General features: G+C 50.4%; 20 protein-coding genes. 14 read left to right on the forward strand and 6 right to left on the reverse strand.

The window, feature by feature from the left end; translation table 11 throughout:
* Window positions 1–2 precede the first annotated feature (2 nt).
* Window positions 3–950, forward strand: coding sequence for a TraB/GumN family protein (locus AC5FX6_RS14910; protein WP_493597857.1), 948 nt, complete (start codon window positions 3–5; stop codon window positions 948–950).
* A gap of 105 nt (window positions 951–1,055) precedes the next feature.
* Here the strand turns inward: AC5FX6_RS14910 and AC5FX6_RS14915 are convergent, their stop codons facing one another.
* Window positions 1,056–2,042 (reverse strand): glycosyltransferase family 9 protein, encoded by a 987-nt coding sequence (locus AC5FX6_RS14915; protein WP_493597858.1) that lies wholly within the window; start codon window positions 2,040–2,042, stop codon window positions 1,056–1,058.
* Window positions 2,043–2,045: 3 nt separating this feature from the next.
* On the reverse strand, window positions 2,046–3,791 hold the full coding sequence (gene polX / locus AC5FX6_RS14920; RefSeq protein WP_493597859.1) for a DNA polymerase/3'-5' exonuclease PolX: 1,746 nt from the start codon (window positions 3,789–3,791) through the stop codon (window positions 2,046–2,048).
* Window positions 3,792–3,909: 118 nt separating this feature from the next.
* On the opposite strand from polX, the gene AC5FX6_RS14925 reads away from it, so the two are divergent.
* From AC5FX6_RS14925 to AC5FX6_RS14955, 7 genes are all read left to right on the forward strand, one after another.
* A complete protein-coding gene (locus tag AC5FX6_RS14925; protein ID WP_493597860.1) occupies window positions 3,910–4,308 on the forward strand; it encodes a hypothetical protein in 399 nt (132 codons plus the stop codon).
* A gap of 20 nt (window positions 4,309–4,328) precedes the next feature.
* Window positions 4,329–4,565 carry a hypothetical protein gene (locus tag AC5FX6_RS14930; RefSeq protein ID WP_493597861.1) on the forward strand — a complete coding sequence of 79 codons (237 nt, stop codon included), beginning with the start codon at window positions 4,329–4,331 and terminating at the stop codon, window positions 4,563–4,565.
* On the forward strand, window positions 4,562–4,768 hold the full coding sequence (locus AC5FX6_RS14935) for a hypothetical protein (RefSeq protein WP_493597862.1): 207 nt from the start codon (window positions 4,562–4,564) through the stop codon (window positions 4,766–4,768). Before AC5FX6_RS14930 ends, AC5FX6_RS14935 begins: the two co-directional genes overlap by 4 nt.
* 36 nt (window positions 4,769–4,804) lie before the next feature.
* Window positions 4,805–5,209: an EVE domain-containing protein gene (locus AC5FX6_RS14940; RefSeq protein WP_493597863.1), complete on the forward strand. Its 405-nt coding sequence runs from the start codon at window positions 4,805–4,807 to the stop codon at window positions 5,207–5,209.
* 99 nt (window positions 5,210–5,308) lie between these two features.
* The gene (locus AC5FX6_RS14945; RefSeq protein ID WP_493597864.1) at window positions 5,309–6,787 is read left to right on the forward strand and encodes a hypothetical protein; all 1,479 of its coding nucleotides are present in this window, start codon (window positions 5,309–5,311) and stop codon (window positions 6,785–6,787) included.
* Between the two features lie 141 nt (window positions 6,788–6,928).
* A complete protein-coding gene (gene pyrR, locus AC5FX6_RS14950; RefSeq protein ID WP_493597865.1) occupies window positions 6,929–7,477 on the forward strand; it encodes a bifunctional pyr operon transcriptional regulator/uracil phosphoribosyltransferase PyrR in 549 nt (182 codons plus the stop codon).
* 7 nt (window positions 7,478–7,484) lie between these two features.
* Window positions 7,485–8,408, forward strand: a complete 924-nt coding sequence (locus tag AC5FX6_RS14955) for an aspartate carbamoyltransferase catalytic subunit (protein ID WP_493597866.1) — start codon at window positions 7,485–7,487, stop codon at window positions 8,406–8,408.
* A 703-nt stretch (window positions 8,409–9,111) separates the two neighbouring features.
* Here AC5FX6_RS14955 and AC5FX6_RS14960 read toward each other — a convergent pair.
* From AC5FX6_RS14960 to AC5FX6_RS14970, 3 genes are all read right to left on the reverse strand, one after another.
* Complete coding sequence (locus AC5FX6_RS14960; protein ID WP_493597867.1) at window positions 9,112–10,566, reverse strand: OmpA family protein; 1,455 nt, start codon at window positions 10,564–10,566, stop codon at window positions 9,112–9,114.
* A gap of 382 nt (window positions 10,567–10,948) precedes the next feature.
* On the reverse strand, window positions 10,949–12,241 hold the full coding sequence (locus AC5FX6_RS14965; RefSeq protein WP_493597868.1) for an aminopeptidase P N-terminal domain-containing protein: 1,293 nt from the start codon (window positions 12,239–12,241) through the stop codon (window positions 10,949–10,951).
* A gap of 188 nt (window positions 12,242–12,429) precedes the next feature.
* Window positions 12,430–13,428, reverse strand: coding sequence for a glycosyltransferase family 9 protein (locus AC5FX6_RS14970; protein ID WP_493597869.1), 999 nt, complete (start codon window positions 13,426–13,428; stop codon window positions 12,430–12,432).
* Between the two features lie 162 nt (window positions 13,429–13,590).
* On the opposite strand from AC5FX6_RS14970, the gene AC5FX6_RS14975 reads away from it, so the two are divergent.
* The 4 genes from AC5FX6_RS14975 (at window position 13,591) to AC5FX6_RS14990 (ending at window position 19,312) form a co-directional block, all read left to right on the forward strand.
* On the forward strand, window positions 13,591–14,343 hold the full coding sequence (locus AC5FX6_RS14975; RefSeq protein WP_493597870.1) for a hypothetical protein: 753 nt from the start codon (window positions 13,591–13,593) through the stop codon (window positions 14,341–14,343).
* A 66-nt stretch (window positions 14,344–14,409) separates the two neighbouring features.
* On the forward strand, window positions 14,410–15,648 hold the full coding sequence (locus tag AC5FX6_RS14980) for a M16 family metallopeptidase (protein WP_493597871.1): 1,239 nt from the start codon (window positions 14,410–14,412) through the stop codon (window positions 15,646–15,648).
* Between the two features lie 119 nt (window positions 15,649–15,767).
* Window positions 15,768–16,412: an O-methyltransferase gene (locus tag AC5FX6_RS14985; RefSeq protein ID WP_493597872.1), complete on the forward strand. Its 645-nt coding sequence runs from the start codon at window positions 15,768–15,770 to the stop codon at window positions 16,410–16,412.
* 332 nt (window positions 16,413–16,744) lie between these two features.
* Window positions 16,745–19,312, forward strand: a complete 2,568-nt coding sequence (locus tag AC5FX6_RS14990) for a LysM peptidoglycan-binding domain-containing protein (RefSeq protein ID WP_493597873.1) — start codon at window positions 16,745–16,747, stop codon at window positions 19,310–19,312.
* Window positions 19,313–19,387: 75 nt separating this feature from the next.
* On the opposite strand, the gene AC5FX6_RS14995 is transcribed toward AC5FX6_RS14990, so the two are convergent.
* Complete coding sequence (locus AC5FX6_RS14995) at window positions 19,388–20,716, reverse strand: MFS transporter (protein WP_493597874.1); 1,329 nt, start codon at window positions 20,714–20,716, stop codon at window positions 19,388–19,390.
* A 230-nt stretch (window positions 20,717–20,946) separates the two neighbouring features.
* Between AC5FX6_RS14995 and AC5FX6_RS15000 the strand changes: the two genes are divergently transcribed.
* Window positions 20,947–22,032, forward strand: coding sequence for a mechanosensitive ion channel family protein (locus AC5FX6_RS15000; RefSeq protein WP_493597875.1), 1,086 nt, complete (start codon window positions 20,947–20,949; stop codon window positions 22,030–22,032).
* 458 nt (window positions 22,033–22,490) lie between these two features.
* Window positions 22,491–26,114 (forward strand): DNA polymerase III subunit alpha, encoded by a 3,624-nt coding sequence (gene dnaE, locus AC5FX6_RS15005; RefSeq protein ID WP_493597876.1) that lies wholly within the window; start codon window positions 22,491–22,493, stop codon window positions 26,112–26,114.
* Window positions 26,115–26,181 lie beyond the last annotated feature (67 nt).

A 26,181-nucleotide genomic window follows, 5' to 3' on the forward strand; every position in this document is an offset into this window, starting at 1 on the left:
GAATGAACCGTAAAAACAAAATTGCCAGTCTATACCTGGTGCTGATTGCCCTACTTCTTTTTCCCGCACTCAGCGAGGCCCAAAAAGTAAAATCAAAACCAGCCAAAGCAACTACGCAGGCACAACCTATAACCTCTGCCAAATCACTGCTTTGGGAGATCAGCGGCAATGGGTTGAAGCAGCCCTCATACCTGTATGGCACTTACCACCTGCTAAACGCCAGCTACCTGAACACAGTGCCGGAAGTATTGGAGCGCTTCATGGAAAGCCGGGGTGCAGTGGTGGAAACAGAGGTGGACTCAGCTAAGATGATGCAGCTTGGCGCCAAAATGGTGATGCCGGACAACAAACTCTCGAACCTATTGAGCAAAGAGGATTACGCATTGGTTAACGAGGAAATTAAGGCCCAGTTCGGGTTTGAGTTGAGTATGGCCGACCAGATGAAGCCGATGACTCTGCTTCTGATGCTTTCTTTGAAAGACTACCAGCGCATGGAAGTGCTAAAAGAATACACAGGCCAACCGCTGGATATGTACTTTGCCAGCTACAACAAGAAAAGCAAAAAGAAGGTGAGCACGCTCGAGACCATGGAGCAGCAGTTTGACCTGCTTTACAACCACCATCCGTTAGATAAGCAGGCAGAGCAACTTGTGGCTTATGTAAAAAACAAAGAAACAGCCATGGAGATGTCTGATAAACTTGTGCAGCTGTACTTCAACAAAGACCTGGCAGGTATGTGGGCACTTTCGCATGAATACAACGAACTGACTGGTGGCGGCGACATGGCCTACATGACAGATGACCGAAACAAGGCATGGATGACCAAACTGCCCGCTATCATGAAAGAGCAATCCACTTTTATAGCAGTGGGCGCCTTGCACCTTCCGGGAGAAAACGGTTTGCTTCAGTTGCTGCAGAGAGCTGGCTATACTGTAAAACCACTGCAGTAAGCTCTCCGGCAGGTATAGCTATACCTGAAAAACGGCATCGCCCGCGCAAGTTTATACCTGCGCGGGCGATGCCGTTTTATACCTTATTGACTTATACTTGAGAAGCTACATTTTATAAGGCTGCCGCTCAATGGCGCTGAAATCAATATCGTACATACACTTGAAATGACCTTTGGGGCACTTGCTATACCCTATTTTGGAGCAGGGCCGGCAGGGCAGTCCGTTTACCTCAAGCACCTTATACCTGGTCCGGAAAGGGTACATGCCAAACTCAGGTATGGTGTTGCCCCACACGCTGATGATATCCTTCTTAAAAGCTGCCGCAATGTGCATCAGGCCTGTGTCGTGACTGACCACCTGCTTTGCCTGTCGCACAAGTGAGGCCGAACCCGCCAGACTATACTTCCCGCAGGCGTTGTAAATGCTCTTGGGAATGCTGTGTATCCTAAAATAAGCCTCAATTACTTCACCATCAGGACTATCTTCCTTACCGCCCAAAAGTATAATCGGCTGCTCAATAAGCTGGCAAAGCTCGATGATGCGCTTCACTGGCAAACGCTTGGTATTGTGCTGCGCCCCAATGGCAAAGGCTACATACCCGTTCTGGAAACCAACTGGTAAAGTATTGACATCTACTTCATCGGCAGCAGGTATAAAGTAGTCGAGCCCCTTGCCGTCATCCTGTATACCGAGTGGCGCGGCGGCGGCCAGGTAGCGGTTTACAATATGCACGTCAGGCAGGCGGTTTACTTTCAGGTTCACCATCAGCCACTTCTCATAATTGAGTTTATTGAAGCTTTTGGAGGGCCTGCCCAGTCGGGTTTTGATGATGCGTGTGCGCAGGTTGTTGTGCAAGTCCACCACAAAGTCGAAGTTCTCTGCTTTGAGTTGCTGCACCAATTCGTTCAGGCTACCGCCCAGCGTATGTACCTTGTCAATGTAAGGGTTAGGCTCCAGTATACCTCTAAAGGCTGGTTTGGTGCAATAGTGCACTTCTGCATCCGGCACTTGCTGCTTAATGCAGCGCACTACCGGCGTTGTCAGCACGATATCACCAATAGAGGAAAAACGGAGGATAAGGATCTTTGGCATTCGCTACTTTATCTTCTCCTTCCGGGCTTTAAAATAAGCTTCTACTTCCTCCGCTGACTTCGCATTGAAGGTCATTTCCTTAGTCAGTCCGCCTTTGCGGCCTACCAGCACACCGTAACGCATGTCGTCATAGCCACTGGTGTGGTGCGCATCCGGGTTAATGCTTAGCATCACGCCCTTCTCCAGGGCATATTGTACCCACCGCCAGTCTATGTCGAGGCGCCATGGGTTGGAGTTGATCTCGATGATCACGTTGTTGGCGGCGCAGGCGTCGATCACCATTTTGTGATTGATCGGGTAACCTTCGCGACGCAGCAGCAGACGGCCGGTTGGGTGACCGAGCATGGTGGTATAAGGGTTCTCGATGGCTGTGATCAGACGGGAGGTCGCCTTCTGCTCGTCCATGTTGAGGTTGCTGTGAATGCTGGCCACGATGAAGTCAAATGACTTCAGAATGTCTTCTTCGTAGTCCAGGGAGCCATCGCCCAGAATATCCGACTCTATACCTTTGAATATCTTGAAAGGAGCCAGTTTCTTGTTCAGCTCGTCAATTTCCTTTTGCTGGCGCAGTACATCGCCTTCGCGCAAGCCACCGGCGTAGGCGGCTGTCTTGCTGTGGTCAGATATACCTAAATACTGGTAACCCATGTCGCGGCAGTAGGTGGCCATTTGCTCCAGGGTATGGGCGCCGTCGGAGTAGGTACTATGGTTATGCAGGATACCTTTCAGGTCGCCTAACTCCAGCAACGCAGGCAACTTGTTTTCCATCGCCAGTTGTAGCTCATTGGTACCTTCGCGGAGCTCCGGCACAATGTAGGCCATACCTGCAGAGGCATAAATATCCTCCTCTGAACTGTGGTTGCTTTCGCGGGCTACGGTCAGCATGTTTTTGTTGGCGGCAAACACCTGGGTCAAGTGCTCCTGAGAAGCAGAGCGAATGAAAAGCTCACCCTGGAAATTGGCCGGATTGGCAAGTCGAATCTCTGTATTCAATCCGCTTACACTGTGCTTGCCGCGCCATACCAGCGGACCGGATATCAGTTCATCCTGCTGCAGTACATCCAGTCTGTTGAGAACCGCCTCTGCTTCCGTTGGGTTATCTGTCCCTATGATGAGCTCCAGCTTCTCCACAATCTCCAGGCAGCGGCGTACGTCGCCAGCTAGGGCTACCTCAGCATCTGGCAAAGCTTGTTGTACCTGCTCCAGCAAAGTCTGAGCAGCCGGCTCAGCCTCTGCATACAGTAATTTGCCCCGGTTCTGCTGCGTAAACAGCAGTGCCTGCTTGATGTTTTCCTGCGTCTTGGCGCCGAAGCCTTTGAGTTTGCTCACTTTATCCTGCTCGCAGGCATCCAGCAATTCCTCTACGGTCTCTGCTCCCAGTTCTTTCCAGAGGTTACGCACCTTTTTCGGGCCGATGCCTTTGATGCGCAGCATTTCCACCACACCCGGAGGCGTTACGGATAGCAGCTGATCCAGCTCGGTGAAAGAACCGGTTTCGGCTATCTCGATTACGCGGGCGGCAATGCTTTTGCCCACCCCTGTTATACCTTCCAGCTCGGCCTGGCTTTTGAGCGCCAGCGGCTCTTCCACCAATTCCAGCGCGGCCACACCGTTCACATACGAGCGTACCTTAAAGGGATTTTCGTCGTGCAGCTCCATGAGCTCGGCGGCCAGCTTAAACAGCTTTATGATTTTCTTATTTTCCAAGGCAATGTTGTGTATAAGTACAAAGATAGAAAAAGCCGCCATACCTTTGCCACCCCCATCCCGGCCCCTTTTATATTACAGGGCTTCTATATAAAGCAGGAAATCCCTATCTTAGCTATATATTTAGCTGTTTCTGATAGAAGCACATAAAACAAAAAATATGAAATACGCTTCGCTGTTATGCGTTTTGTGCCTTATGCTGCTGGCCAATACCTGCCGTAAAAAGGCAGAGGCCGAACTTTTGGGCCAAACCTGGTTGCACTCTTACGAAGAAGATCAGGACGATGTGCTCGTGTACCGCCCCAATACTTATGACTTTCCCCCGTCCAGAGGCCGAACTGGTTTTGCTCTGGAGCGTGAAGGTGTAGCCAAGCAGTATGTAATAGCCCCTGCCGATGGACTTGAGGAGCATATCGGTATCTGGGAATACAAAGACAAGAACACGGTACTCGTGCACATACAAGGCAACGGCCACCCGGAGCAGCGCTATACGATGGAAGTAGTCTCGTTGAAGGACAATATACTGAAAGTGAGAGTAACACCTGACGTGCAGGACTAGCACTCGAACAGTAACGTACCATGGGAAAACCTATAGAAAAACTTTCGCTTAAAGCTCGCCTGATCGCTTATACCTTGTTACTGCTGCTAGCCGCTTCAATGAGCTATTCTGATACTTTTGCAGGATACCCAAAAGGGCTGGCAAACTTTTCTAAAGGTTTTGCGGGAGGGCTCCTGCTTGCTGTCGTATTAGGGGAAGTGACTCTATACTTCAGAAGACGCAATTATCGTAAGAACCAAGCTCAAGTTAACTCATGAAATATACCTTAGCCAGCCTGCCCGCCAGAACAAGAATAATGATCATGGTATTTCTACTGGTCATTATACCGGTTATCGTCTATACCGATTATGTACCCCGCATTTTTGCCAGCTTCACTGGTGGCTTTCTGATCGGACTGCTTATCGGTGAACTGACTATCTACCTGAAGCGCACTGACCGAAAGGGACAGCAAGCTGTTTAAACTGATTATCAATTTAGCATACCTATACCTTAACACATGCAATACTGGTTAGTAAAATCAGAACCTGAGGCCTACTCCTGGGCCAGATTTGTAAAAGAAGGCCGTGCCTGCTGGGATGGCGTTCGCAATTACCAGGCACGCAATAACCTACAGCAGATGCAGCCCGGCGACCTGGTACTGTTTTACCACAGTGTGTCTGAAAAAGCGATTGTGGGCATGGCCAAAGTGGATAAACCCGCTTATCCTGATCCTTCTGCTGACGACCCGAAGTGGATGGCGGTTGACCTGGTGCCAGTGCGTGATTTCAAAGATGCGGTAACACTGGATCAGATCAAAAAAGACCCTCGACTCGAGAACATTGCCCTGCTGCGTCAATCGCGCCTGTCGGTGATGCCGCTCAAAGCAGAGGAGTTTGACGTGCTGCTCGCCCTGGGCAATTAGGCAGGAGCAGTTCACAGGCACAACGTTACTTTACAAAACTGAGTACAAAGCAATTAACTGCCTTATACCTACTACCAGCCGGTAGCACAAGATTGTAACATGCCATACCTACGCCCTTTGCTGTTCTGCTTTGCTATGCTGGCACCTGTGCTGCTTTGGGCTCAGGAGCCTCAGCAAACCGTACGTCTCGAGCTGCCCTACCAGCTTGAGACGAGCCGCGTAGAGGTGCTGGCCCTCCCAGACAGTAGCCTGCTGGTGTATAGCCGCAAATCCGATTCCTGGGCGAAGGAGCCTGACTTTGCGCTTGAAAAATACAACGCTCAACTGGAGCCCGTCTGGAAAAGCAAGCTGGACCTGAAGCCTGAGTTTGAGTTTGTACGCCACTATACCGAAGCTCCCTATACCTACCTGATCTTTCAGGCCGCAAAGCCCACGCTCTATACCTTCGTTCGCCTCCACTTGGAGAGTGGTGCCGTTACCCAAAGCGAGCTAGAACTCGAAAAAGCTGAGTATATCTACGAACTCAACGTACTGCGCGGCAATCACTTCCTGATCACGGGCAACAGTTACGACACAAAGCCTAACCTCCTATTCCTGAACCCCGAGAAACCACAGCCTGTGATGCTACCGGCCTTGTATGGTGATGAGTCTTCCTTCTCCGACCTGCACACTGACCATGTCTACGGGCGAGTGGATGTGGTGCTGGCTGAAACCAACCGGCGGGTGTCTCGCTTACAGGTAAAGAGCTTTGACCACAGCGGTAAGCTGCAGCAGAATTATTTTATTTTACAGCCACAGGACAAAAGCCTGCTCAATGCTGAAGTCACCCCTGGCGACACGCTCTCCCGCATGCTCATTGGCACGTACGGCACACGCGATCTGCGCTTTGTACAGGGCTTCTTCACTTCTCCCGTTGTTTCCAAAATTGCTGAAGGTGAGTTTTACGCTTTGCCTGAGCTTCAGAACTTCTTCAAGTATATGAAACCCCGCCGCGAAGAGCGCACCCGAAAGCGTGAGTTTGCCCGCATCGCCGAAGGCAAAGAACCGCAGCAGCGCTACCGTATGCTATTGCATGATCTGATCAAAACCTCAAACGGGTATGTACTGGCTGCAGAGATTTATTTTCCACAGTATCGCAATAGTGGAGGTTATTTTGAAAATCGTATCAGAGGATTGGAGCGGGTAGCCCAGGCCTACAAGCGCACGCACGCTATTGCGCTTGGTTTTGATCGGGACGGTGTGCTGCTATGGGACAACGCCTTTCCGCTGCGCGACGTGCTTACCCCCGATCTGACACATGCTGTAGAGGTCACCAGCCTGCCGGATGGCAGTGTTGTGATGGCCTATCCTGATCGGGATAAGATTATCTATCGCCAGATGAGGCAGAACAAGTATACAGACAAGGAAACCTCTATTGAACTCCTGCCTTACGAAAAAGAAGAAAAGATCGTCAGCACAGATATGCCAGGGCTGATCCGCTGGTATGGGTCACATTTTGCCGCATTTGGCTTTCAGCGCATACGTGTTCCGAATGGCCCCAACCGCACCGTGTTTTATATCAACAAGATCAGTTTTTGATGTTATTGAGGGCTAAATTGTCAGATGCCTAAATTACTGAACAGTTCAGTTATCTAACTATTCAACAATTTAACCATTTAACCCCTTACCAATTTAACAATTCAACCGAACATCCTATATTTGCAACCAAGACCTCCAGCCATGCAGAAAAGACTCATCGTAAACCACCAATTGCTCGAGATTATGGTGATGCGCCTTTGCCACCAACTCATAGAGAACCACGGCGACTTTTCTGATTCTGTGATCATCGGTTTGCAGCCCCGCGGACGCCAGGTAGCGCAGCGCATTCAAAGCACGCTAAAGGCTATACTTGGCACTACTGTTCCAACTGGTTACCTCGACACTACTTTCCATCGCGACGACTTCAGAAGAAGAGAAACGCCCCTGGCTGCCAATGCCACGCACATTGACTTCCTGATCGAAGGCAAGAAAGTGATTTTAGTAGATGACGTTCTTTATACCGGTCGTTCTGTGAGAGCCGCCATGGATGCCATGATCTCTTTCGGGCGTCCGGCTAATGTAGAGCTACTGGTGCTGATCGACCGCCTTTACAGTCGGCATCTGCCCATTGAGTCAACCTATGTGGGCCGACGCGTCAACTCCCTACAATCGCAGCGTGTACTGGTGGAGTGGCAAGGGGCCGATACCCAAGAAGACAATATCTGGTTAGTGACCAAAAACGAAGAATAAAGCACCCATGCAAGAGCTCAGCGTCCGGCATCTACTCGGCATCAAAGACATCACAGCAGAAGACATTCAACTCATTTTCGAGACTGCTGACAACTTTAAAGATGTTTTGAACCGCCCCATCAAGAAAGTGCCCTCGCTGCGTGACATCACTATTGCCAACGTATTCTTCGAGAACTCCACCCGCACCCGACTTTCCTTTGAACTGGCCGAAAAAAGGCTCTCTGCTGATGTAATCAACTTCTCGTCAAGCGGAAGCTCTGTAAAGAAAGGCGAAACCTTGCTGGACACAGTGAACAACATCTTGGCCATGAAAGTGGACATGATCGTGATGCGCCACTCCAGCCCGGGAGCACCGCATTTCCTAAGCCGTCACATTGATGCCAACATCGTAAATGCAGGCGACGGTACCCACGAGCACCCTACCCAAGCCCTGCTCGACTCTTTTTCCATTCGTGAAAAGCTGGGTGATGTAGCGGGCAAAAAAGTAGTGATCATTGGCGATATTCTCCACTCGCGTGTAGCCCTCTCCAACATCTTTGCGCTGCAAAAACTGGGTGCTGAAGTGATGGTGTGCGGCCCTGTTACGCTGCTGCCTAAGTATATCAAAGAGCTCGGTGTGCTGGTAGAACTGGATGTGCGCAAAGCCCTCGCCTGGTGCGATGTAGCGAATGTGCTACGCATCCAGCTAGAGCGCCAGCAGATGAAGTACTTCCCATCCCTGCGCGAGTATACCTTGTACTATGGCATCGATAAGAAGATGCTCGACAGCCTCGACAAAGAGATCGTGCTCATGCACCCTGGTCCCATCAACCGTGGTGTCGAACTAAGCTCCGATGCTGCTGACTCGCATCATTCCATCATTCTCAACCAGGTAGAGAATGGTGTTGCTATTCGTATGGCGGTGCTATACCTGTTGGCTTCGAAGAAGTAAACTTTCTCGTTGTCGGTTTTAGCAAGTGCTCTACAAGTAGAGAGGGCTCGGCTAATGCATAACTTTCTTTTCCTCCTAACTATCATGGCGCGAGCGTCCTTGCTCGTGTCTACTATCGTGGGGCCTCTGGCCCAATGTACCCATACCTAGCTTAATTGCTGTGTTAGTTTAACTAACTAAACTGTTCCATAGCTTCGCCTGTGCGGCCGGCACTCACTTTTTTCCTTGATGAAAAATAGAGGACTCCTACCCCCACTCGCTTACCGCTCTCGACAGGGGGACCCCTTCACCCCCAACAGTGGAGCGTCACAAAGTGCACCTGGCACTAGTGTCTGTTTTATAGCTTGCGTGCAAGTTAGTCTTTCAATGCGCGCCAGCGGTGTGTGGCAGAAACGACGAAGCTAATATATTAAAACTGGTAATAGCCAGCTCCCCTTCTGGGGGTAGGAGCCCTCTAAAAGGATAAGGAGGGGCTAGAATATAGCAGATGCCTCATCTCGCTTCAACCAAGATCCTTTCAGGATGACAGAATGAAAAGCAGAAGCTCTAAGTTCCCCTCCGAAGGGGGCAAGAGGATGATAATCATTCACGAAAATCCTGTTCATCCTTTATAATCATCTAAATCCTGATCCAGACAAACGAAAAAGGCCCCGCAGATTGCTCTGCGGGGCCTTTTAATGTTTAACCTTAACGGTTAGTTATGTTACTCCAGATTCAGTTGCATATCCGGCGTGTTCATCTCGAAACCGACACGTCGGTTCTGAGCACGGGCAGCAGCAGTTCTGGCTTTAGAAAGTCTGGTATTTACTTTCACGAGTGGCTGTGTTTCACCGTAACCTCTTGTTACCAAACGGTCAGGGTTTTGAACACCACGCTGGATCAGGTAATCCTTCACAGCTTGTGCTCTTTGCTCTGACAGAGCCTGGTTGTACTCTTCTGAACCGATGTGGTCAGCGTGACCTTTGATCAGCAGTACGTGGTCAGGGTATTTCTCAAGTGCTACTACGATGCTGTCAAGCAGCTGACGGTAACCGTCCTGTACGCGAGCCTGGTCAAACTCAAAGCGAACTTTCTCTTCGATCAGCTTCTTAGTACGGGCATCCAGCTCAGGGCAACCTTTCGTTTCAGCAGTACCTGGAGAGTTAGGGCAAAGGTCTTCGTTATCCGGAACACCGTCACCATCAGAGTCAACTGGGCAACCATCGGCACCTACCTGTACACCACGTGGCGTATCTGGGCATTTGTCATCGATATCCGGAACACCATCACCATCGCTGTCTGGGCAACCTTGCGTTGCAGCAGTACCTGGCTCATCTGGGCAACGGTCATTTTTGTCAGCTACACCATCACCATCACGGTCAGGGCAACCACCAAGGTTAGCTACACCAGCTTCAGTAGGACACTCATCCTGGTAATCCGGAACACCGTCGCCATCAGTATCGATAGGGCAACCGTCTTTGTCAACCTGTACGCCAGTTGGAGTATCTGGGCACTTGTCTCTTCTGTCAGGCACACCGTCGCCGTCAGTATCTTTCGCTTTACCTAGGTTAATACCTAGGCCGATATTATGCTGCAGGAAGCGGTCGTTGATGTTTGACTCGATATTGTCGTAGCCGTCGTTGCTAGTGAAGTGAGCTCTTGTTTCCAGGAACAGGCTGATGTTTTCAGAGAATCTGAAACGAAGACCTGCACCACCAAAAGCAGCAGCTGCAGTGAAGTTACTGTCATAGTTGCCAGTTGGAGAAACACCTTCTGGTCTTACGAAGTGAGCACCACCACCAACTGACAAGTATGGACCGATGAAAGCATCCTCTTTCAGGATGTTGCCATACATTTTCAGTCTCAGGCCGAGCATCGCCATGCCGATTTTGGTATCCATGGTGGATCCGAATCTGCTGAACTCAGTGTTACCGTAGCTCAGGTGCAGACCGGCGTCAAAAGAAGGGCTCAGGTATTGGTTCAGCGATACGCCGCCTCCCCAGCCCATTTTACTTTTCCACCAGTTGTTTCCTAAATCACCTTTATATTGGAGCGCACTTCCGTAAAGCTGGAGGTTTGTCCGTTGATCAGCGTTTTGCGCAAGCACAGCTGTGTTGGCAGACAGCAGGAATACAAGCGCAAATGCAGTTGTAAATAGTTTCGTTAGAGTTTTTCGCATAATTTTAAAAAGTATATTTTGATATGACAATACGTACATATTTTCAGGTAAGTTTTTTTATATTTCTATAAAAAAACAGACAGAACGTATATTATGATACGTCAGGCGGGTAGTCGTTGCATTGATGTAGTTTTTATCCATAAGCAAAAGCATTTTGTTAATGTATAAAAAAATGGCCTTAACAGCTTAAATCCTAAATCTACTCAGATGCGCTGTTTGCACTGCTTTCGCAGTATTTTGTAACTACACATCTCTGTAATTCAACCCACTTTATAAGTTAAGGGTTGTGTGCTCAACATTAATAAATGCAAAGCATCTGTTTTTTAACGTAAATACAATAAAAAAGGCTGCAAGTAGTTATATGTAGACCCCTACCATGCGCTTAGCGCTTTTGCATCAGCCTTTCAATATCATCAGCTTCCAGCGGTATGTTCTTCATCAGGTCCACTGGCCCGCTTCGGGTTACCAGAATATCGTTCTCCAGCCTCACGCCTATACCTTCTTCTCTTATATAAATACCTGGTTCGCAAGTGAACACCATTCCTTCCTCAAAAGGCCGGTACTTGCTGCCCACATCGTGCACGTCGAGTCCTAAATGGTGCGAAGTGCCGTGCATGAAATATTTCTTGTATAGCGGATTAGCTGGGTCCTGGTTACGCACATCGCTTTCTTTGAGCAAACCGAGTCCAATCAGTTCGTTTTCCATGACAGTACCTACAAAGGCATGATACTGATCAAGCGAGTTGCCAGGCACCAACATCTGCGTAGCGGCTTTCATCACACGCAGTACCGCCTCGTATACCTCACGCTGACGCTCAGTAAACTTGCCGTTGACAGGCACGGTACGCGTCATATCAGCAGCGTAGTTGCCATATTCCGCCCCAAAATCCATCAGCAGCAGATCACCGTCTTTGCACTCCCGGCTATTGTCGGTGTAATGCAGGATGCAGGCATTCTCACCCGATGCGATGATGGGGCTATAGGCCGGACCACGTGAGCGGTTACGCAGGAACTCGTGGTAGATCTCTGCCTCCACTTCGTATTCCATCACGCCCGGCTTAACAAACTCCAGTAGTCTACGGAAACCCAGTTCCGTGATATCGCATGCTTTGCGGAGGAGCGCTACTTCTGTCTCAGATTTGATCGCACGCAGCTGGTGCATGATCGGCGCGCTGCGCTCGTAGCGGTGCAACGGGTATACCTGCTGGCACCACTTGATGAAGCGGGCATCGCGCGTTTCCACCTCCACTACGGCACGCAGGTGCTCGTTGGTGTTCAGGTATACGTGCTCGGCTTCAGTCATCAGACTGTTGAAAATCTGCTTAAAATCCTTCAGCCACAGCACAGTGGCTATACCTGAGGTTGCGCGGGCCTGCTCTTTGGTAAGCTTATACCCTTCCCAAACCATGATGTGTTCGTTTGACTCACGCACAAACAGCACTTCCTTCATGCGCTCGTCACGAGCGTCCGGAAAAAGCAAAAGGATGCTTTCCTCCTGGTCTACTCCCGAAAGATAGAAGAGGTCGCTGTTTTGGCGGAACGCCATGGTGCCATCCGCATTGGTCGGCATCACATCATTAGCATGAAAAACAGCAAGAGAAGAAGGCTTGAGCTGCCGCACAAAATTGCGCCTGTTGTGGCAGAACAGCTCCTTGTCGATGGGCTGGTATTTCATAGTTTTGTAGGTATAGTAGCTTGGCACTGTTGTTCGCCGGGTTTATAGGTCCGACTGAACTTGCACTGCAAATGTAGCACTTTTATCGCAAGTCCAAACACCTTTATAGAAAAAACCTAATATAACAGGTGTCGTAGGACCCGGCTCATTGTTTCGATAATCATACTGAAATCGCTGTTCTAACACCTTTATGCGGTGCATGATGCAAGCACTTCCAGCAGCTGCCCTGTTCGGATATCTTTTGCACATTTAAAATGTCCCTCCGGGCAGGATTTATACCCATGCAAACCACAGGGGCGACAGTAAAGCGGCTCCTCTTTCTCTACAACGGCAGAGAAACTGGCTAACGGTCCAAAGCCGAAGCTTGGCACTGTGGAGCAGAAGATGGCACAGGTGGGCGCATCCAGCGCTGAAGCCAGGTGCATGGGCCCGGAGTCATTCACATAGTTAAGCACGGCATCGCGCATGAGCGCCGCCGACTGCAACAGGTTGAGCTGCCCGCACAGATTTTCTACCCGCCGGTTACTTGTCTTGCTGATGATCTCCTCACAATGCATTTTGTCAGCCGGCGCTCCGAGCAGGTATACCTTATACCTGTCACCCAACTGGTCGATTAGTTCTACCCACTGCTCCTGCGGGTACTGCTTCGTAAACCAGACTGAGGTGGGCGCCATACAAATAAAGGGCTCTTGCTTGAGCGGCTGTACCTTGGCAAAATCATCAGGAGATGGGTATAGCCTGGGTTTGGCTGGCTGCCCGTCGGTGAGGCTGGCTATGAGCAGGTGGTTACGCTCTACCTCGTGCGTACCGGAATTCACGTCGTGGGTATAGCGACGCGAGAAAAAGCGTGAGAAAGGATTCTTATCAAAGCCTACTGTCTCGCCAGCACCAGAGAGCGCGGTGAGTATACCTGTGGCACCGAAGCGCTGCAGGTTCACGACCAGGTCGTAGCGCTCCTGCCGGATCTGTTTGAGCAGTTGCAGCAGGCTCTTATACTTGCCTTCCTGTTTGTTCCAGATCAGGACTTGTCGCAGCAGCGGGTGCCCTTTCAGCAAAGACTCATTGCCTTTACGCAGCAAAAAATCGAGCTGCGCTTCCGGATAGTGGGCATGCAGCTTCTCAACCAGTCCGGTTGCCAGCACCACATCGCCCAGAAAGGCAGTCTGTATGATCAGGATCTTTTTCATCAGGTTTAAGCTGCCGCAAAGCTACGGCAATGCGGCTAGACTTGAAAGCTTCAAAGCAGCAGGTATAGGTTCACGTCCTCTTTCACGGAAAAGAACAAAAATATTTTTCTTCTTAGCCGCAGGAACGTTAGTTTAGCAGTTCTTTTAGCCACGCTTACCTGTATGAAAGCACTATTACAACCTACTACACTTTTAGCATCTGCCCTCCTTATCCTGACCACAAGCTGTGTGTCCACTTACATGCCCAACGTGCCCAACGTGCCCATGTTCACGGAGAAAGGCGAACTGAGTGCCGCAGGACACATCACACCGAAGGGCAATATCACGTTCAACACGGCTTACGCTGTCACGGACAACATCGGGGTCATGCTAAATGGCTCTATGCTGAACCAGGAGCGCAAAAAACGTGACTTCCGCCACAACCTGGTAGAGGCGGGTGCCGGCTATTTTACCACATTCGGACCGAACCAGAACAGAATACTGGAGGTATACGGCGGCATCGGAGGCGGCAGCAGTGACCGTACGGAGAAAGAGGAGAAAGAAGGTGTGATGACGTATACCCGTCGCGAAGCCGGTTTCAGCAAGTATTTCACACAGGTAAACTTTACCTCTAAAAAGAAGAAGTCACTCCGCATTCTGGGGAACGAATATCCACTCAACTACGGTACAGCCCTGCGTGTGAGTTATGTCAACATGAACAAACACCTGCTCAACGGTGTGGAACAGCCTAACGAAGACAACATCTTTTTGGAACCCATCTTTTATACCCGCATGACCTTGAATCCCAATGTGCAGCTTCAGTACACCAGCGGCAGTAACTTTGGTGTGCGCAACCGCAAGGCGCTTACGGCTGGCTATTCTGTATTTTCGCTGGGCTTCGTGATCAACGTAGGCGGCCGCAGCCTCGACCGCTAACATTCGCAGGTCAATCGGCCGATTTTGGTACTTTTTACGTATCTTTGCAGGCTAATTGCGAACTGAATGCTTGATTATCATATTCATACATTGCCGAACGGTATTCGTATCGTTCACAAACAAGTACTACACACCAAAATTGCGCACAGCGGCTTTATACTGGACATAGGCAGCCGCGATGAGCAGGACGACCAGTTGGGCCTGGCCCACTTCTGGGAGCATATGGCCTTCAAAGGCACTGCCAAGCGCAAGTCTTTTCATATCCTGAACAGGCTGGAGTCAGTAGGCGGCGAACTCAACGCCTATACCACCAAAGAGAAGCTCTGCTTTTACAGCTCCGTGCTCGATAAGCACTTCGAAAAGTCTTTTGAACTGCTCACCGATATCACTTTTCATTCTGTATTTCCGGAAAAGGAAATCGAAAAAGAACGCGGCGTGATACTCGAGGAGATGGCCATGTACCTGGACACACCGGAAGAAGCCATTGTCGACGAGTTTGACAATGTGGTGTTTGACCGCCATCCGCTCGGCAACAACATACTGGGCACCAAAGAAAGTGTGGCTGGTTTTAAGAAAGACGATTTCCAGCGCTTCATCAAGGACAACCTAAGCACCGAGGCCCTTGTATTCTGCTCGGTGAGCAACCTGCCGTTTGAGAAAGTGCTGAAGCTGGCTGAGAAGTACCTGGCCGATATACCGAGTATCAGCAGGCCACGCCAGCGGGTAACTTTTGGGCAGTACATACCTAAGACCGTGACTTACGAGAAACCGATCTCGCAGGCACATTGCGTGATCGGCTGTCCGGCTTATGCCCTTAACGACGAGCGCCGTATCCCTTTCTTTATGCTGGTGAACCTGCTGGGTGGTCCGGGCATGAACTCGCGCCTGAACCTGGCCGTGCGCGAAAAGCACGGGCTGGTGTATACCATCGACGCCAACTACGCTACTTACATCGACACGGGCCTGCTGTCGATCTACTTCGGAACGGAAAAGAAACAGCTGAAGCGCACAACTTCCCTTGTTTTGAAAGAGCTTAAGAAGCTGCGCGAAAAACAGCTGGGCTCGCTGCAGTTGCACACCGCAAAAGAGCAGCTAATGGGGCAGTTGGCCATGGCTGAAGAAAGCAATATGGGCTTGATGATGATGATGGGCAAGAGCATACTCGATCAGGGGCATATCGACACTTTGAATGAGATCTTCGACCAGATCAAAAACACCACCGCCCAGGACCTGATCGATATTGCCAACGATGTGCTCCGCGAAGAGAAGCTGAGTTTCCTGAATTATGTGCCTAGCAAAGACTAAAGGCTAAATTGCTATAGGGCTACATTGTTAAAAAAGCGACTTCCACAGAGGCTGACTGTCATCAATTCACTAATTGAGAAAACAACAATTTAACCATCAACCATTTAACAATTAAACAGATGGAATTCCTGGACGAAGAGTTGCAACAATACGCAGAAGAGCATACCTCACCTGAGTCGGAGCTGCTGCGCAAGATAAACCGCCAGACGCACCTGAATGTGATGAAACCCCGCATGCTGTCTGGTCACCTGCAAGGGCGTCTTCTTTCAATGTTTTCCCACATGATTCGGCCTAAGCAAATCCTGGAAGTGGGCACCTATACCGGCTATTCTGCCCTTTGCCTCGCTGAAGGGTTGCAGGAGGACGGCACATTGCATACCATCGACATCAACGAAGAGCTTGAAGACATGGTGCGTGGATATATCAAAGAAGCTGGTCTGAGCGAGAGCGTGAAATACTACATCGGCAATGCGCTGGAGATCATTCCGACCATTAATGCGACTTATGACCTGGTTTTTATAGATGCAGACAAGTATAACTATGCCACTTATTATGATCTGGTGATTGACCGTGTGCGCTCGGGCGGCTACATCATCGCCGACAATGTGCTCTGGAGCGGCAAAGTGCTGGCCAAGCATCGCAAAAAGCTGGATGAGGACACAGCAGCACTGCTAGATTTCAACAAAATGGTGCAGGACGATCCTCGTGTTGAGAATATACTCCTGCCTGTGCGGGATGGGCTTATGGTTGCCCGCAAAAAATAATAGAGAAGGTGGTAGCAATATCACCTTTTTTATTTGCCCTCGGGTATAGCATCCCGCATGAGGTATAGCACAGAAAAGATTACCAGACCTGCCAGCTTCCATCCCTTCCCGGTTCTCTTCTATTTGTAAAGCCTGACTACTTATCCACAATAAAAAATTTCTCCAAAATAACTTCGTTCTAAGCTTTAGAATGCGAGGTAAAATGCGTTAATTTTGCGAGTGTATCTCTATATAGCGAACACGCTATACCTTAACGAGTTATCAACACCTGTTTCAACATATACTGTAGCTATTTTGTGGATAGCTTCGCTTTTTTTTACCCTATTACGCTTATGAGAAGATTACTACCCTTGCTTCTGATGCTGCTTGTGCCATTGCTGACTATGGCACAAACTGTCACCGTGCCTCACAATTTATATTTTGGTGACATACACCTGCGCATTTCGCCCAAAGCGCAGGAGGAGATTCAGAAAAAAGTGAATGCCCTGCACAGCAGCCCTAAGTACTTTCAGATGAAGGTGGAGTTGGCGGACGCCTACTTCCCGCTGATTGAGCGCACTTTTCAGGAAGAGGGCGTTCCGGATGACTTCAAATACCTGGCCCTGCAGGAAAGCGGGTTACGTGGCGATGCCGTGTCTACCTCAAATGCAGTAGGCTACTGGCAGTTCAAAAAGGAAGCTGCGCTGGACTTCAACCTGCGCATGGACAACCTGATAGACGAACGTCGCCACATAGTGGAAGCCAGTCGCGGCGCCGCCCGCTATTTTAAGCGCAGCAACAACTATTACAACAACTGGTTCAACGCCCTGCTCTCTTACTACCATGGTTACTCTGGCGCCAAAGCCTATACCAAGGAGTCGGATAAGGGAAGCAAGAAGATGGACATAACAGAGAAGTCCGATCCCTACCTGCTTACTTTTCTGGCGCACAAAGTTGCCTATGACAGTTTTGTGGGCAAGAGTGCACCCCCGGTGATCTCGCTGCGCGAGCTGCGTGCCACCCCCGGACAGAGCCTGGCCGATATTGCGCTTGCCTATAAGACGGACCCATCTGAACTGGAGAGGTATAACAAGTGGCTGCTGGGTGGCACTATACCTGCCGACAAGGACTATTACGTGATGCTTCCGGTTCGCCATACTACCGAACCAGGTATAGTGGCGTCAACAGAGCCAGTTCGTACGGCACCTATCCGCCAGACAGCTGCCGTACCTGTTGCCGGTAGCATCATCAAGCGAAACAACCTGAGCGCCATTGTAGCCGGCAAAGGAGACACAAAAGACAAGCTGGCCCTGAAGGCCGGTATTACAACCCGTAAGCTCTTGCGCTTTAATGACATGCGCGACTTCGACAAGTTTGAAGAAGGCGAAACGTATTATATTGAGCCGAAACGCCTGAACGCGGAAAAAGAGTACCATGTGGTGCAGCACGGTGAGACCATGCAGGAGATTGCCCAGCTTTACGGCATCCGCATGGATTACCTGCAGTTCAAAAACCGCATGAAACGCGCCGAGGTGCCAGTACCAGGGCGTGTGCTTTGGTTACAGAAGCGTCGCCCGGCCAAAGTAGCCATTGAGGTGCATGACGTGAAACCTGTTTCGGGAGCTGAGAAGCAAAAGATGACTGTTCAGGAAAAAGCACCACAAACAGTGACGGCATCAACAAAGACAAGCACTTCTGAACCAGCGGCTCAGCAAGATGATTTTCTGACACGCTTCAAAAGAAGCTGGAACAAGTTGAAAGGCCAGGCCATAGAACAACCTGAGCAAAAAGAAGCTCAAACTACTGCTACTACCAAACAGGCAGAAGAAAAAACGGCTGCTATACCTGCTAAAGAAGTAAATCAAGGTATAGCCAAAGAAGAAGAGACAACTGAGGTAGCAGCTACCACTAACAGTGAGTCGGTGCCTGTACCTGTCATGAAAGCGCCTGTGCAGGAAGCAAAAGCTGCTGGGCCAAAATCAGAGCAAAAGGCAACAACACCAGCACCTGTGCAGATGTCAGGCAATGCGGCCCTATACCCTGGCAAAAAAACGCAGGAAACGAAGGAGCAGGAAGTGATTGTGCAGGAAGAGCAAGCTGTAGAAACGGAGGAAGAAAATAACGAATGGGCTGCAGGCCTTAGCGAAGAGGTATTTGTTGGTTTCTCTGGAGCTGAAGAAGAGGTAACAGCTGAGGAAGTTGTGAAAACAGTTGAAGCTGCCACCACAGAGCAAGCAGTAACTGAAACTGTCGTTACTAAAACGCAGCCGGTTAAAACAAAACCAGCACCTGCTCAGTCTGAGTCCGCTCAAGCTGCTCCAGCCAATGCTGTGGCCAAACAAAACCCTACACCGCATGCAAAGCCAGCTCGCCATGTGGTTAAACAAGGCGAAACGCTATATGGCATCTCAAGACTTTACGCGGTTACCGTAAACGATATTACAACCTGGAACAGCCTGGGCGATACACCGATCAAGATTGGGCAGGAATTGGTCATCGCAGAGCCACTGACAGTGCCTGCTGAAGCGACAACTGAACCAAGCTCAACAGCTGAAGCTGCTGCTACTAATGAGATTCACACTGTTGCTGCCGGCGAGTCACTGTATGTGCTCTCCCGCAAATACAACGTGACTATCAATGAACTGAAAGCCTGGAACAATCTGCGTAGCACGGCCCTTTCCATTGGACAGGAGCTACGCGTGACAGCACCTGCGGGTCAGGAAGTAACGAACGAAGACCTGGAGGAAGAACCTGCTGCTACCTTTAGCGGACAAACTACCCAGCACACGGTGGTGTCGGGCGAGAGCCTTTACCAGATCTCACGCAAGTATGGCGTCACCATCAAAGACATCATGGAGTGGAATGGCAAATCAGACTTTAACGTGAAGCCCGGCGATAAGCTGACAATCAGAAAAAAGTAATATTCAGAAGAGAACATTCAACCAAAAGAGCCAGCTGCAATAGCTGGCTCTTTTGGTTATAAGGTATAGGTATAGCTATCGCTTCCCCGGAGGTGCGGTGAGCTTCGAGGCGGTGCGCAGGCCTGTCGCAATTTCGGGCGCTATACCTAGACGTTCGTAGATGGGCTGCACCATCAGGCGAAGGCGTTTCAGGTTCCATGCGAAAGGTATAACACTGATGGCGCACAGAAAGCCGCAACCCAGCAAGGTATAGGCCACCCCAATCTGCTCTGCTACTGAACCGGCCAACATACTTCCCAAAGGAGCCATACCCATAAAGGCTGTCGCGTAAAGGCTCATCACACGTCCCCGCTTGTCATCATCGACCAAGGTTTGCAAGAGAGTATTACAGGAGGCCATGGTAACGATCATACCAAAACCCGAGAACAACATTAATATAAGCGAGAGCCAGAGGATCGTGGAGAAAGAAAAAGCCATCAGTGCCGTTCCAAAAAGGGTCATGGTAAACACGATCACCTTACCTAAGCCCAGCACTGACTTGCGCTGCGCCAGAAAAAGCGCCCCACACAGAGCCCCTAAACCGGAAGCTCCCATCAGATAACCCAATGTATTGGCCCCGCCTTGCAGGATATCACGGGCAAAAACCGGCAGCATCACACTGAATGGCATCCCAAACAAGCTGATCAACCCCACAATCAGGATCAGGGCACGTATAGGCGGGAAGCCGAAGGCATAAGAAAAGCCATCCCGCAGCGACTCCCATACATTGCCCTGCCGCACTTCTTTCACAAAAGGCTCCAGCCGCAGCATCAGCAAAGAGGCCAGCACGGCAATATAACTCACCGCATTGATCAGGATACAAATCCCCTCTCCCACCCAGGCAATCAGCAAACCGGCTATCGACGGGCCAACCAAGCGGGCCATGTTGAACATAGAGGAATTGAGCGCAATGGCGTTGCTGATGTCTTCACGTTTTTCGACTAGCTGTATCACAAAAGCCTGCCGTGTGGCAATGTCAAAGGCGTTGATCGTGCCGAGCATCGCCATCAAAACCAGCACATGCCATACCTGCACCGTATCGGTTAGCACCAAAGTGGCCAAGGTACCGGCCTGTAGCATCGAAAGGAACTGGGTGACCAGCAACACATGGTGACGGTTGAACTTGTCGGCCAGCACACCGGCAAAGGGCCCGAGCAAAAAGGCGGGTATCTGGTTGGCAAAGGTGACAGCGCCCAGGAGGAAAACCGAGTCGGTGAGGCGGTAAACCAGCCAGCTGATGGCAATCTGCTGCATCCAGGTACCGATCAGCGAAATGCCCTGCCCCGTAAAGAACAGTCGGTAGTTGCGTGAGCGCAGCGCCCGAAACATGCCTCCTAGTCTACCTGAATCTATCGCCTCCGCCATACCTGTTTTTACGCATTTACCTGTTCGTGCATTCCTACCTGCTTACGGCTAGCCCCGTGCCCAAAGTTTAACATATTCTGTCAATGGCAGGTTATATACCCAATAAAGTCTAAAACTTTCGTTATCTGTTTATTCACAACCATCTGTTCAGGCTGTTCGAACCCTAACGCAGCCGACATGTTTTATTTATATTTTGTAACTTTAAGCTTCATCAAAAATTACCCGAGTACATGAATGACCTTTTAGAGAGAGTCTATTTCCACAACACCGTCCAAGCTTACCTGATAGCCTTTGCCATCATCCTGCTGGGCTCGCTGCTTATCACCATCTTCAGGCGCTCCGTTTTGATCCGCATCAGAAAGTGGACCGAGAACACCAACAACAACTTCGATGATTATGCCGTGCAGAGCTTCGCCCGTTTCGGCGTCCCGATCGTGCATTTCATTGTTGTCTATTTAGGTATAACCTCACTGAACCTGACTCCGAGAATAGCCGGTATTCTCCAGATTGCGATCACGGTGGCCGTAACTTTTATGGTGATCCGTTTCATTACCACCACACTCGTGCTCTTAGTCAGGTCTTACTTCAACAGAAAGCACCATGACCGCAGCAATGCCAACGAGATCGGGGCCATCAGTCTGATCATCAACATGGTGGTGTGGTTCATCGGTATTGGCTTCCTGTTCGACAACATGGGCTATGACCTCACGGCCATTATCGCCGGCCTGGGTATAGGCGGTATCGCTGTGGCTCTGGCGGCACAGAACATCCTGGGTGACCTTTTCAACTACTTCGTGATCTTTCTGGACAGGCCCTTCGAAGTGGGTGATTTTGTTGCGCTCGGCGATAAGAGCGGCACCATTGAGCATATCGGCGTGAAGACTACACGCATCAAAAGCCTGACCGGAGAGCAGTTGATCATCGCCAACTCCGACCTGACCAGTTCGCGCATTCACAATTACAAGCGCATGGAGCGCCGCCGCATCCAGTTTGGCATTGGCGTGACCTACGAAACGCCCGCCGATAAAGTGGAGGCTATACCTGAGATCATCAAAGAGATCATCTCATCACAGGAACTGGCCGAATTTGATCGGGCGCATTTTTCCTCCTACGGCGACTCATCTCTTGATTTTGTGATCGTCTACCACGTGCTCTCTTCCGATTTCAACAAATACATGGACACGCAACAGGCCATCAACATGCAGCTGTTCAGGGAATTTGAAAAGCGCGGTATTGAGTTCGCCTACCCTACTCAGAAACTGTATGTCGTGAACGAGAAGCAAACGGTTGAAAACGAAGCGCAGCGGATGTTTTAGTACTTGAACAATTCGATTTTCAGAAATAACAGTTGTTAGCAGACTGTCACCTTGAGGGTAGGACCGTTTCATTTTCGGAAAACAAGCTCAAAATCTACTGTCATTCTGTTAAGAAACTTGGTTGAATGGAGTTAAGCCTATGCTACTTGCTACCAAGATCCTTACAGCATGACAAAAAGAGAGAATGAAACAGTCTTACTCTCAAGCAGTGAGTTTCCTCCAAAGCCTAATTTGGAAAAGCACTATGCTAACATTTTGAGGTACAGACAATGGGAATATAATAGAGCGCGGCGGGACTTTTTCTGCCGCGTTTTTGTTTTGCTGCAGAGCTGTTTTTGGTTTGGGCAGCCGACCAATTTTCCGTAATTTTAACATCCCGAAAATGGATCACGGCACAGGCTAAACCTTGCACAGATTCATTCCTTATTCTTAATTACTAATTCTTAATTCCCAGAGTCTTGCCTGTTTTTTCGCACTTACACACCCATACCCAATACTCCCTGCTCGACGGTCAGGCCAGCATCAGCGCGCTCATGAAAAAGGCGCAGGCCGATGGCATGCCCGCCGTTGCCATGACGGATCACGGAAACATGTTTGCCGCCTTCAACTTTGTGAACGAGGCGAACAAGTATAATGTGAAGCCGATCGTGGGCTGCGAGTTTTACCTGGTAAACGATCGTCACCTGAAGACCTTCACCAAGGAACAGAAAGACGTGCGCCATCACCAGCTCTTGCTCGCCAAGGATCAGGAGGGCTACCAGAATCTGGCAAAGCTTTGCTCGCTTTCCTACATAGAGGGGGTATACAGCAAGTGGCCGCGCATTGACAAGGAACTGTTGCTCAAGTATAGCAAAGGCCTGATCGCAACCAGCTGTTGCATTGGTGCCGAGGTGCCGCAGGCTATTTTGTGGAAAAGCGAAGAAGAGGCAGAAGAGATATTCAAATGGTGGCTCGATGTGTTCGGTGAAGACTACTACATCGAAATACAGCGCCATGGCCTGATGAACATCGACGGCACGGGTAAGAGTCAGGAGGACATCAACCAGGTGCTACTGAAGTGGGCAAAGAAGTATAATTGCAAAGTGATTTGCACCAACGACTCCCACTACGTGGATCAGGAGGACTGGAATGCGCACGACATCCTGCTTTGTGTGAACACAGGCGAAGATCAGAGTACGCCGGTGGGCGACTTTACCACCAAGTATTATCGTTTTCTGAGCGACGATCAGAAGGTGATTTATGATACTGTGGAGAATGTGCGCAACAAGTATAGTAACCAAATGAGCGTGCGCCAGATGTTGCAGCGCATTGACGAGGCCGGTCCAAAGACCCGTTTTGGTTTCCCGAACGATCAGTTCTACTTTAAGACGCAGGCTGAAATGAACCAGCTCTTCCAGGATGTACCGGAGGCTGTAGACAATACCAACGAGATCGTTGACAAGATTACGCCGCCCGTTCTGAAGCGTGACATCCTGTTGCCGAACTTCCCTATACCGCCGCAGCACGCCGACGCCGACGATTTCCTGCGCCACCTGACTTACGAGGGGGCTGCCAAACGCTATTCTGAGATCACGACGGAAGTGACCGAGCGCCTCGACTTCGAGCTGCACGTGATCAAGACAATGGGTTTTGCCGGTTACTTCCTCATCGTGCAGGACTTCATCAACCGTGGCCGTGACATGGGCGTATTCGTGGGGCCAGGTCGTGGATCGGCTGCCGGTTCGGCGGTGGCCTACTGTATTGGTATCACCAACATCGACCCGATCAAGTATAACCTCCTCTTCGAACGATTCCTGAATCCGGAGCGTGTGTCCATGCCCGATATTGATATTGACTTTGATGACGTGAACCGCCAGCGCGTGATCGACTACGTGGTGGACAAGTACGGCAAAACGCAGGTAGCCCAGATCATCACCTTCGGTACGATGGCCGCTAAGTCGTCCATCAAAGACGTGGCCCGCTCGACCTCCCTGCCGCTAGCCGAGGCAAACGAACTGGCCAAGATGGTGCCCGACACTCCGGGCACGACATTGGCCAAGGCTTTTATGGAGAACCTAGAGCTAGCCGCCATCCGCGAAGGCGACGATGCACGTGCTGCCGTGCTAAGGCTGGCTGAAAAGCTGGAAGGCTCGGTGCGCAACACTGGTATACACGCCGCGGGTGTGATCATCGCCCCGGACGACATTACCAATTACATACCGGTTTCGACCTCCAAAGACTCCGACCTGCTCGTGACGCAGTTCGATGGTAAGGTGATCGAGAGTGCGGGTATGCTGAAGATGGACTTCCTGGGTCTGAAAACCCTGACCATCATCAAAGACGCCATGGAGCTGATCAAGAAGAACCATGGTGTAGAAATCGACATCGACAACATTCCGATAGACGACGAGAAGACCTACGAACTGTACCAGCGCGGCGACACAATCGGTACGTTCCAGTTCGAGTCGGAAGGTATGCGTATGTACCTCAAGGACTTGCAGCCGACCAACATTGAAGATTTGATTGCCATGAACGCCCTTTACCGTCCGGGCCCAATGCAGTTCATCCCGAACTTCATTAACCGCAAGCACGGCAAAGAGGAAGTGGAATACCCGCACGAGCTGCTCGAGCCGATCCTGAATTACTCTTACGGGATCATGGTATACCAGGAGCAGATCATGCAGACGGCCCAGATTCTGGCCGGTTACTCACTCGGTGGAGCCGACTTGCTGCGCCGCGCGATGGGTAAGAAGGACATGAAGAAGATGGCTGAGGAGCGTGAGAAGTTTATTGCCGGTGCTATGGAAATGCACAAGATTCCGGCGAAGAAAGCTTCAGAGGTGTTCGACGTGATGGAGAAGTTCGCCCAGTACGGCTTCAACCGCTCTCACTCTGCCGCTTACTCAGTGGTAGCTTACCAGACTGGTTACCTCAAGGCCCACTACCCTGCCGAGTACATGGCGGCGGTGCTCACCAACAACATGAACGACATCAAGAAGGTGACGTTCTTTATCGAGGAGGCCCGCAAGCAAGGTGTAGCCGTGTTGGGTCCGGACGTGAACGAATCTTTGCTCAAGTTCAACGTGAACGAACAGGGGCAGATCCGTTTCGGTCTGGCTGCCATCAAAGGCACCGGTGAAGCTGCGGTTGACGCCATCATTTCTGAAAGAGAGAAGAACGGTCCGTATCAGGATATTTTTGACTTTGCAAAGCGCATTAACCTGCGTGCCGTGAACAAGAAGACCTTTGAAAGTATGGCCTTGGCGGGAGCGTTCGACTCGTGGGGACTCTACCACCGCGCCCAGCTGATGGAAGTGCCGGAAGGCGAGAACATCAGCTTGCTGGAGAAGGCGGTTCGCTACGGCAACAACTACCAGGCAGAGCAACAGGCAGCGCAACAGTCACTATTTGGGGGCAGTGCCGCCGTGGCTTCGCCGCTACCGAAGATCCCAGAGGTACAGGTATGGACGCAGGCCGAAATGCTGCGCCGCGAGAAAGAAGTGGTAGGTTTCTACATTTCGGGCCACCCACTCGACCAGTTCAAAATGGAAATTGACTCCTACTGCACCTCTTCGCTGGCTGACATTGCCAACTACAAAAACAAAGATATCAACGTGGCCGGTATGGTGTCGGAAGTGGTGATCAGGACAGCCAAGAACGGTAATCCTTTTGCCTTGTTCTCGATCGAAGACTACGACACCACGCTGCAAATGGCGCTGTTCGGGGAAGACTACGTGAAGTTCTCCCCATATCTGAAGACGGGACTATACCTGTTCATCCGGGGCAAGGTACAATTGCGCTACCGCACCGAGGATCAGTGGGAGCTCAAGCCGACCAACATTCAACTCTTGGGCGACGTGATGGATAAGATGGCGCAGGGCGTGCAAGTGAATGTGAACCTGCAACTCCTGACTCCGAATCTGGCCGAGGCTTTGGAAGAAGCCATCGCGACCAGCCCGGGCCAGAAGCGACTGGAGATCACGCTGCACGTACCGGACGAAAAGCTGGTGCTGCCGACTTACTCCCGTAAGTATCGTATTGACCCGAAGGTGTTTCTGGGTCAGGTGAAAGACTTGGGATTGGGTGAGTGTAAATTGTTGTAAAGTAAATATACCTTAAAACAGAACGGGCTACCCAATCAGGTAGCCCGTTCTGTTTTAAAATAAATCA

The sequence above is a fragment of the Pontibacter sp. LHS2 genome (genome assembly GCF_058932845.1).

Excerpts from the sequence above, each read along its gene's own strand:
- AC5FX6_RS14910 (WP_493597857.1), top strand. The coding sequence starts at position 3 with ATGAACCGTAAAAACAAAATTGCCAGTCTATACCTGGTGCTGATTGCC.
- AC5FX6_RS14915 (WP_493597858.1), bottom strand. The coding sequence starts at position 2,042 with ATGCCAAAGATCCTTATCCTCCGTTTTTCCTCTATTGGTGATATCGTG.
- polX (WP_493597859.1), bottom strand. The coding sequence starts at position 3,791 with ATGGCGGCTTTTTCTATCTTTGTACTTATACACAACATTGCCTTGGAA.
- AC5FX6_RS14925 (WP_493597860.1), top strand. The coding sequence starts at position 3,910 with ATGAAATACGCTTCGCTGTTATGCGTTTTGTGCCTTATGCTGCTGGCC.
- AC5FX6_RS14930 (WP_493597861.1), top strand. The coding sequence starts at position 4,329 with ATGGGAAAACCTATAGAAAAACTTTCGCTTAAAGCTCGCCTGATCGCT.
- AC5FX6_RS14935 (WP_493597862.1), top strand. The coding sequence starts at position 4,562 with ATGAAATATACCTTAGCCAGCCTGCCCGCCAGAACAAGAATAATGATC.
- AC5FX6_RS14940 (WP_493597863.1), top strand. The coding sequence starts at position 4,805 with ATGCAATACTGGTTAGTAAAATCAGAACCTGAGGCCTACTCCTGGGCC.
- AC5FX6_RS14945 (WP_493597864.1), top strand. The coding sequence starts at position 5,309 with ATGCCATACCTACGCCCTTTGCTGTTCTGCTTTGCTATGCTGGCACCT.
- pyrR (WP_493597865.1), top strand. The coding sequence starts at position 6,929 with ATGCAGAAAAGACTCATCGTAAACCACCAATTGCTCGAGATTATGGTG.
- AC5FX6_RS14955 (WP_493597866.1), top strand. The coding sequence starts at position 7,485 with ATGCAAGAGCTCAGCGTCCGGCATCTACTCGGCATCAAAGACATCACA.
- AC5FX6_RS14960 (WP_493597867.1), bottom strand. The coding sequence starts at position 10,566 with ATGCGAAAAACTCTAACGAAACTATTTACAACTGCATTTGCGCTTGTA.
- AC5FX6_RS14965 (WP_493597868.1), bottom strand. The coding sequence starts at position 12,241 with ATGAAATACCAGCCCATCGACAAGGAGCTGTTCTGCCACAACAGGCGC.
- AC5FX6_RS14970 (WP_493597869.1), bottom strand. The coding sequence starts at position 13,428 with ATGAAAAAGATCCTGATCATACAGACTGCCTTTCTGGGCGATGTGGTG.
- AC5FX6_RS14975 (WP_493597870.1), top strand. The coding sequence starts at position 13,591 with ATGAAAGCACTATTACAACCTACTACACTTTTAGCATCTGCCCTCCTT.
- AC5FX6_RS14980 (WP_493597871.1), top strand. The coding sequence starts at position 14,410 with ATGCTTGATTATCATATTCATACATTGCCGAACGGTATTCGTATCGTT.
- AC5FX6_RS14985 (WP_493597872.1), top strand. The coding sequence starts at position 15,768 with ATGGAATTCCTGGACGAAGAGTTGCAACAATACGCAGAAGAGCATACC.
- AC5FX6_RS14990 (WP_493597873.1), top strand. The coding sequence starts at position 16,745 with ATGAGAAGATTACTACCCTTGCTTCTGATGCTGCTTGTGCCATTGCTG.
- AC5FX6_RS14995 (WP_493597874.1), bottom strand. The coding sequence starts at position 20,716 with ATGGCGGAGGCGATAGATTCAGGTAGACTAGGAGGCATGTTTCGGGCG.
- AC5FX6_RS15000 (WP_493597875.1), top strand. The coding sequence starts at position 20,947 with ATGAATGACCTTTTAGAGAGAGTCTATTTCCACAACACCGTCCAAGCT.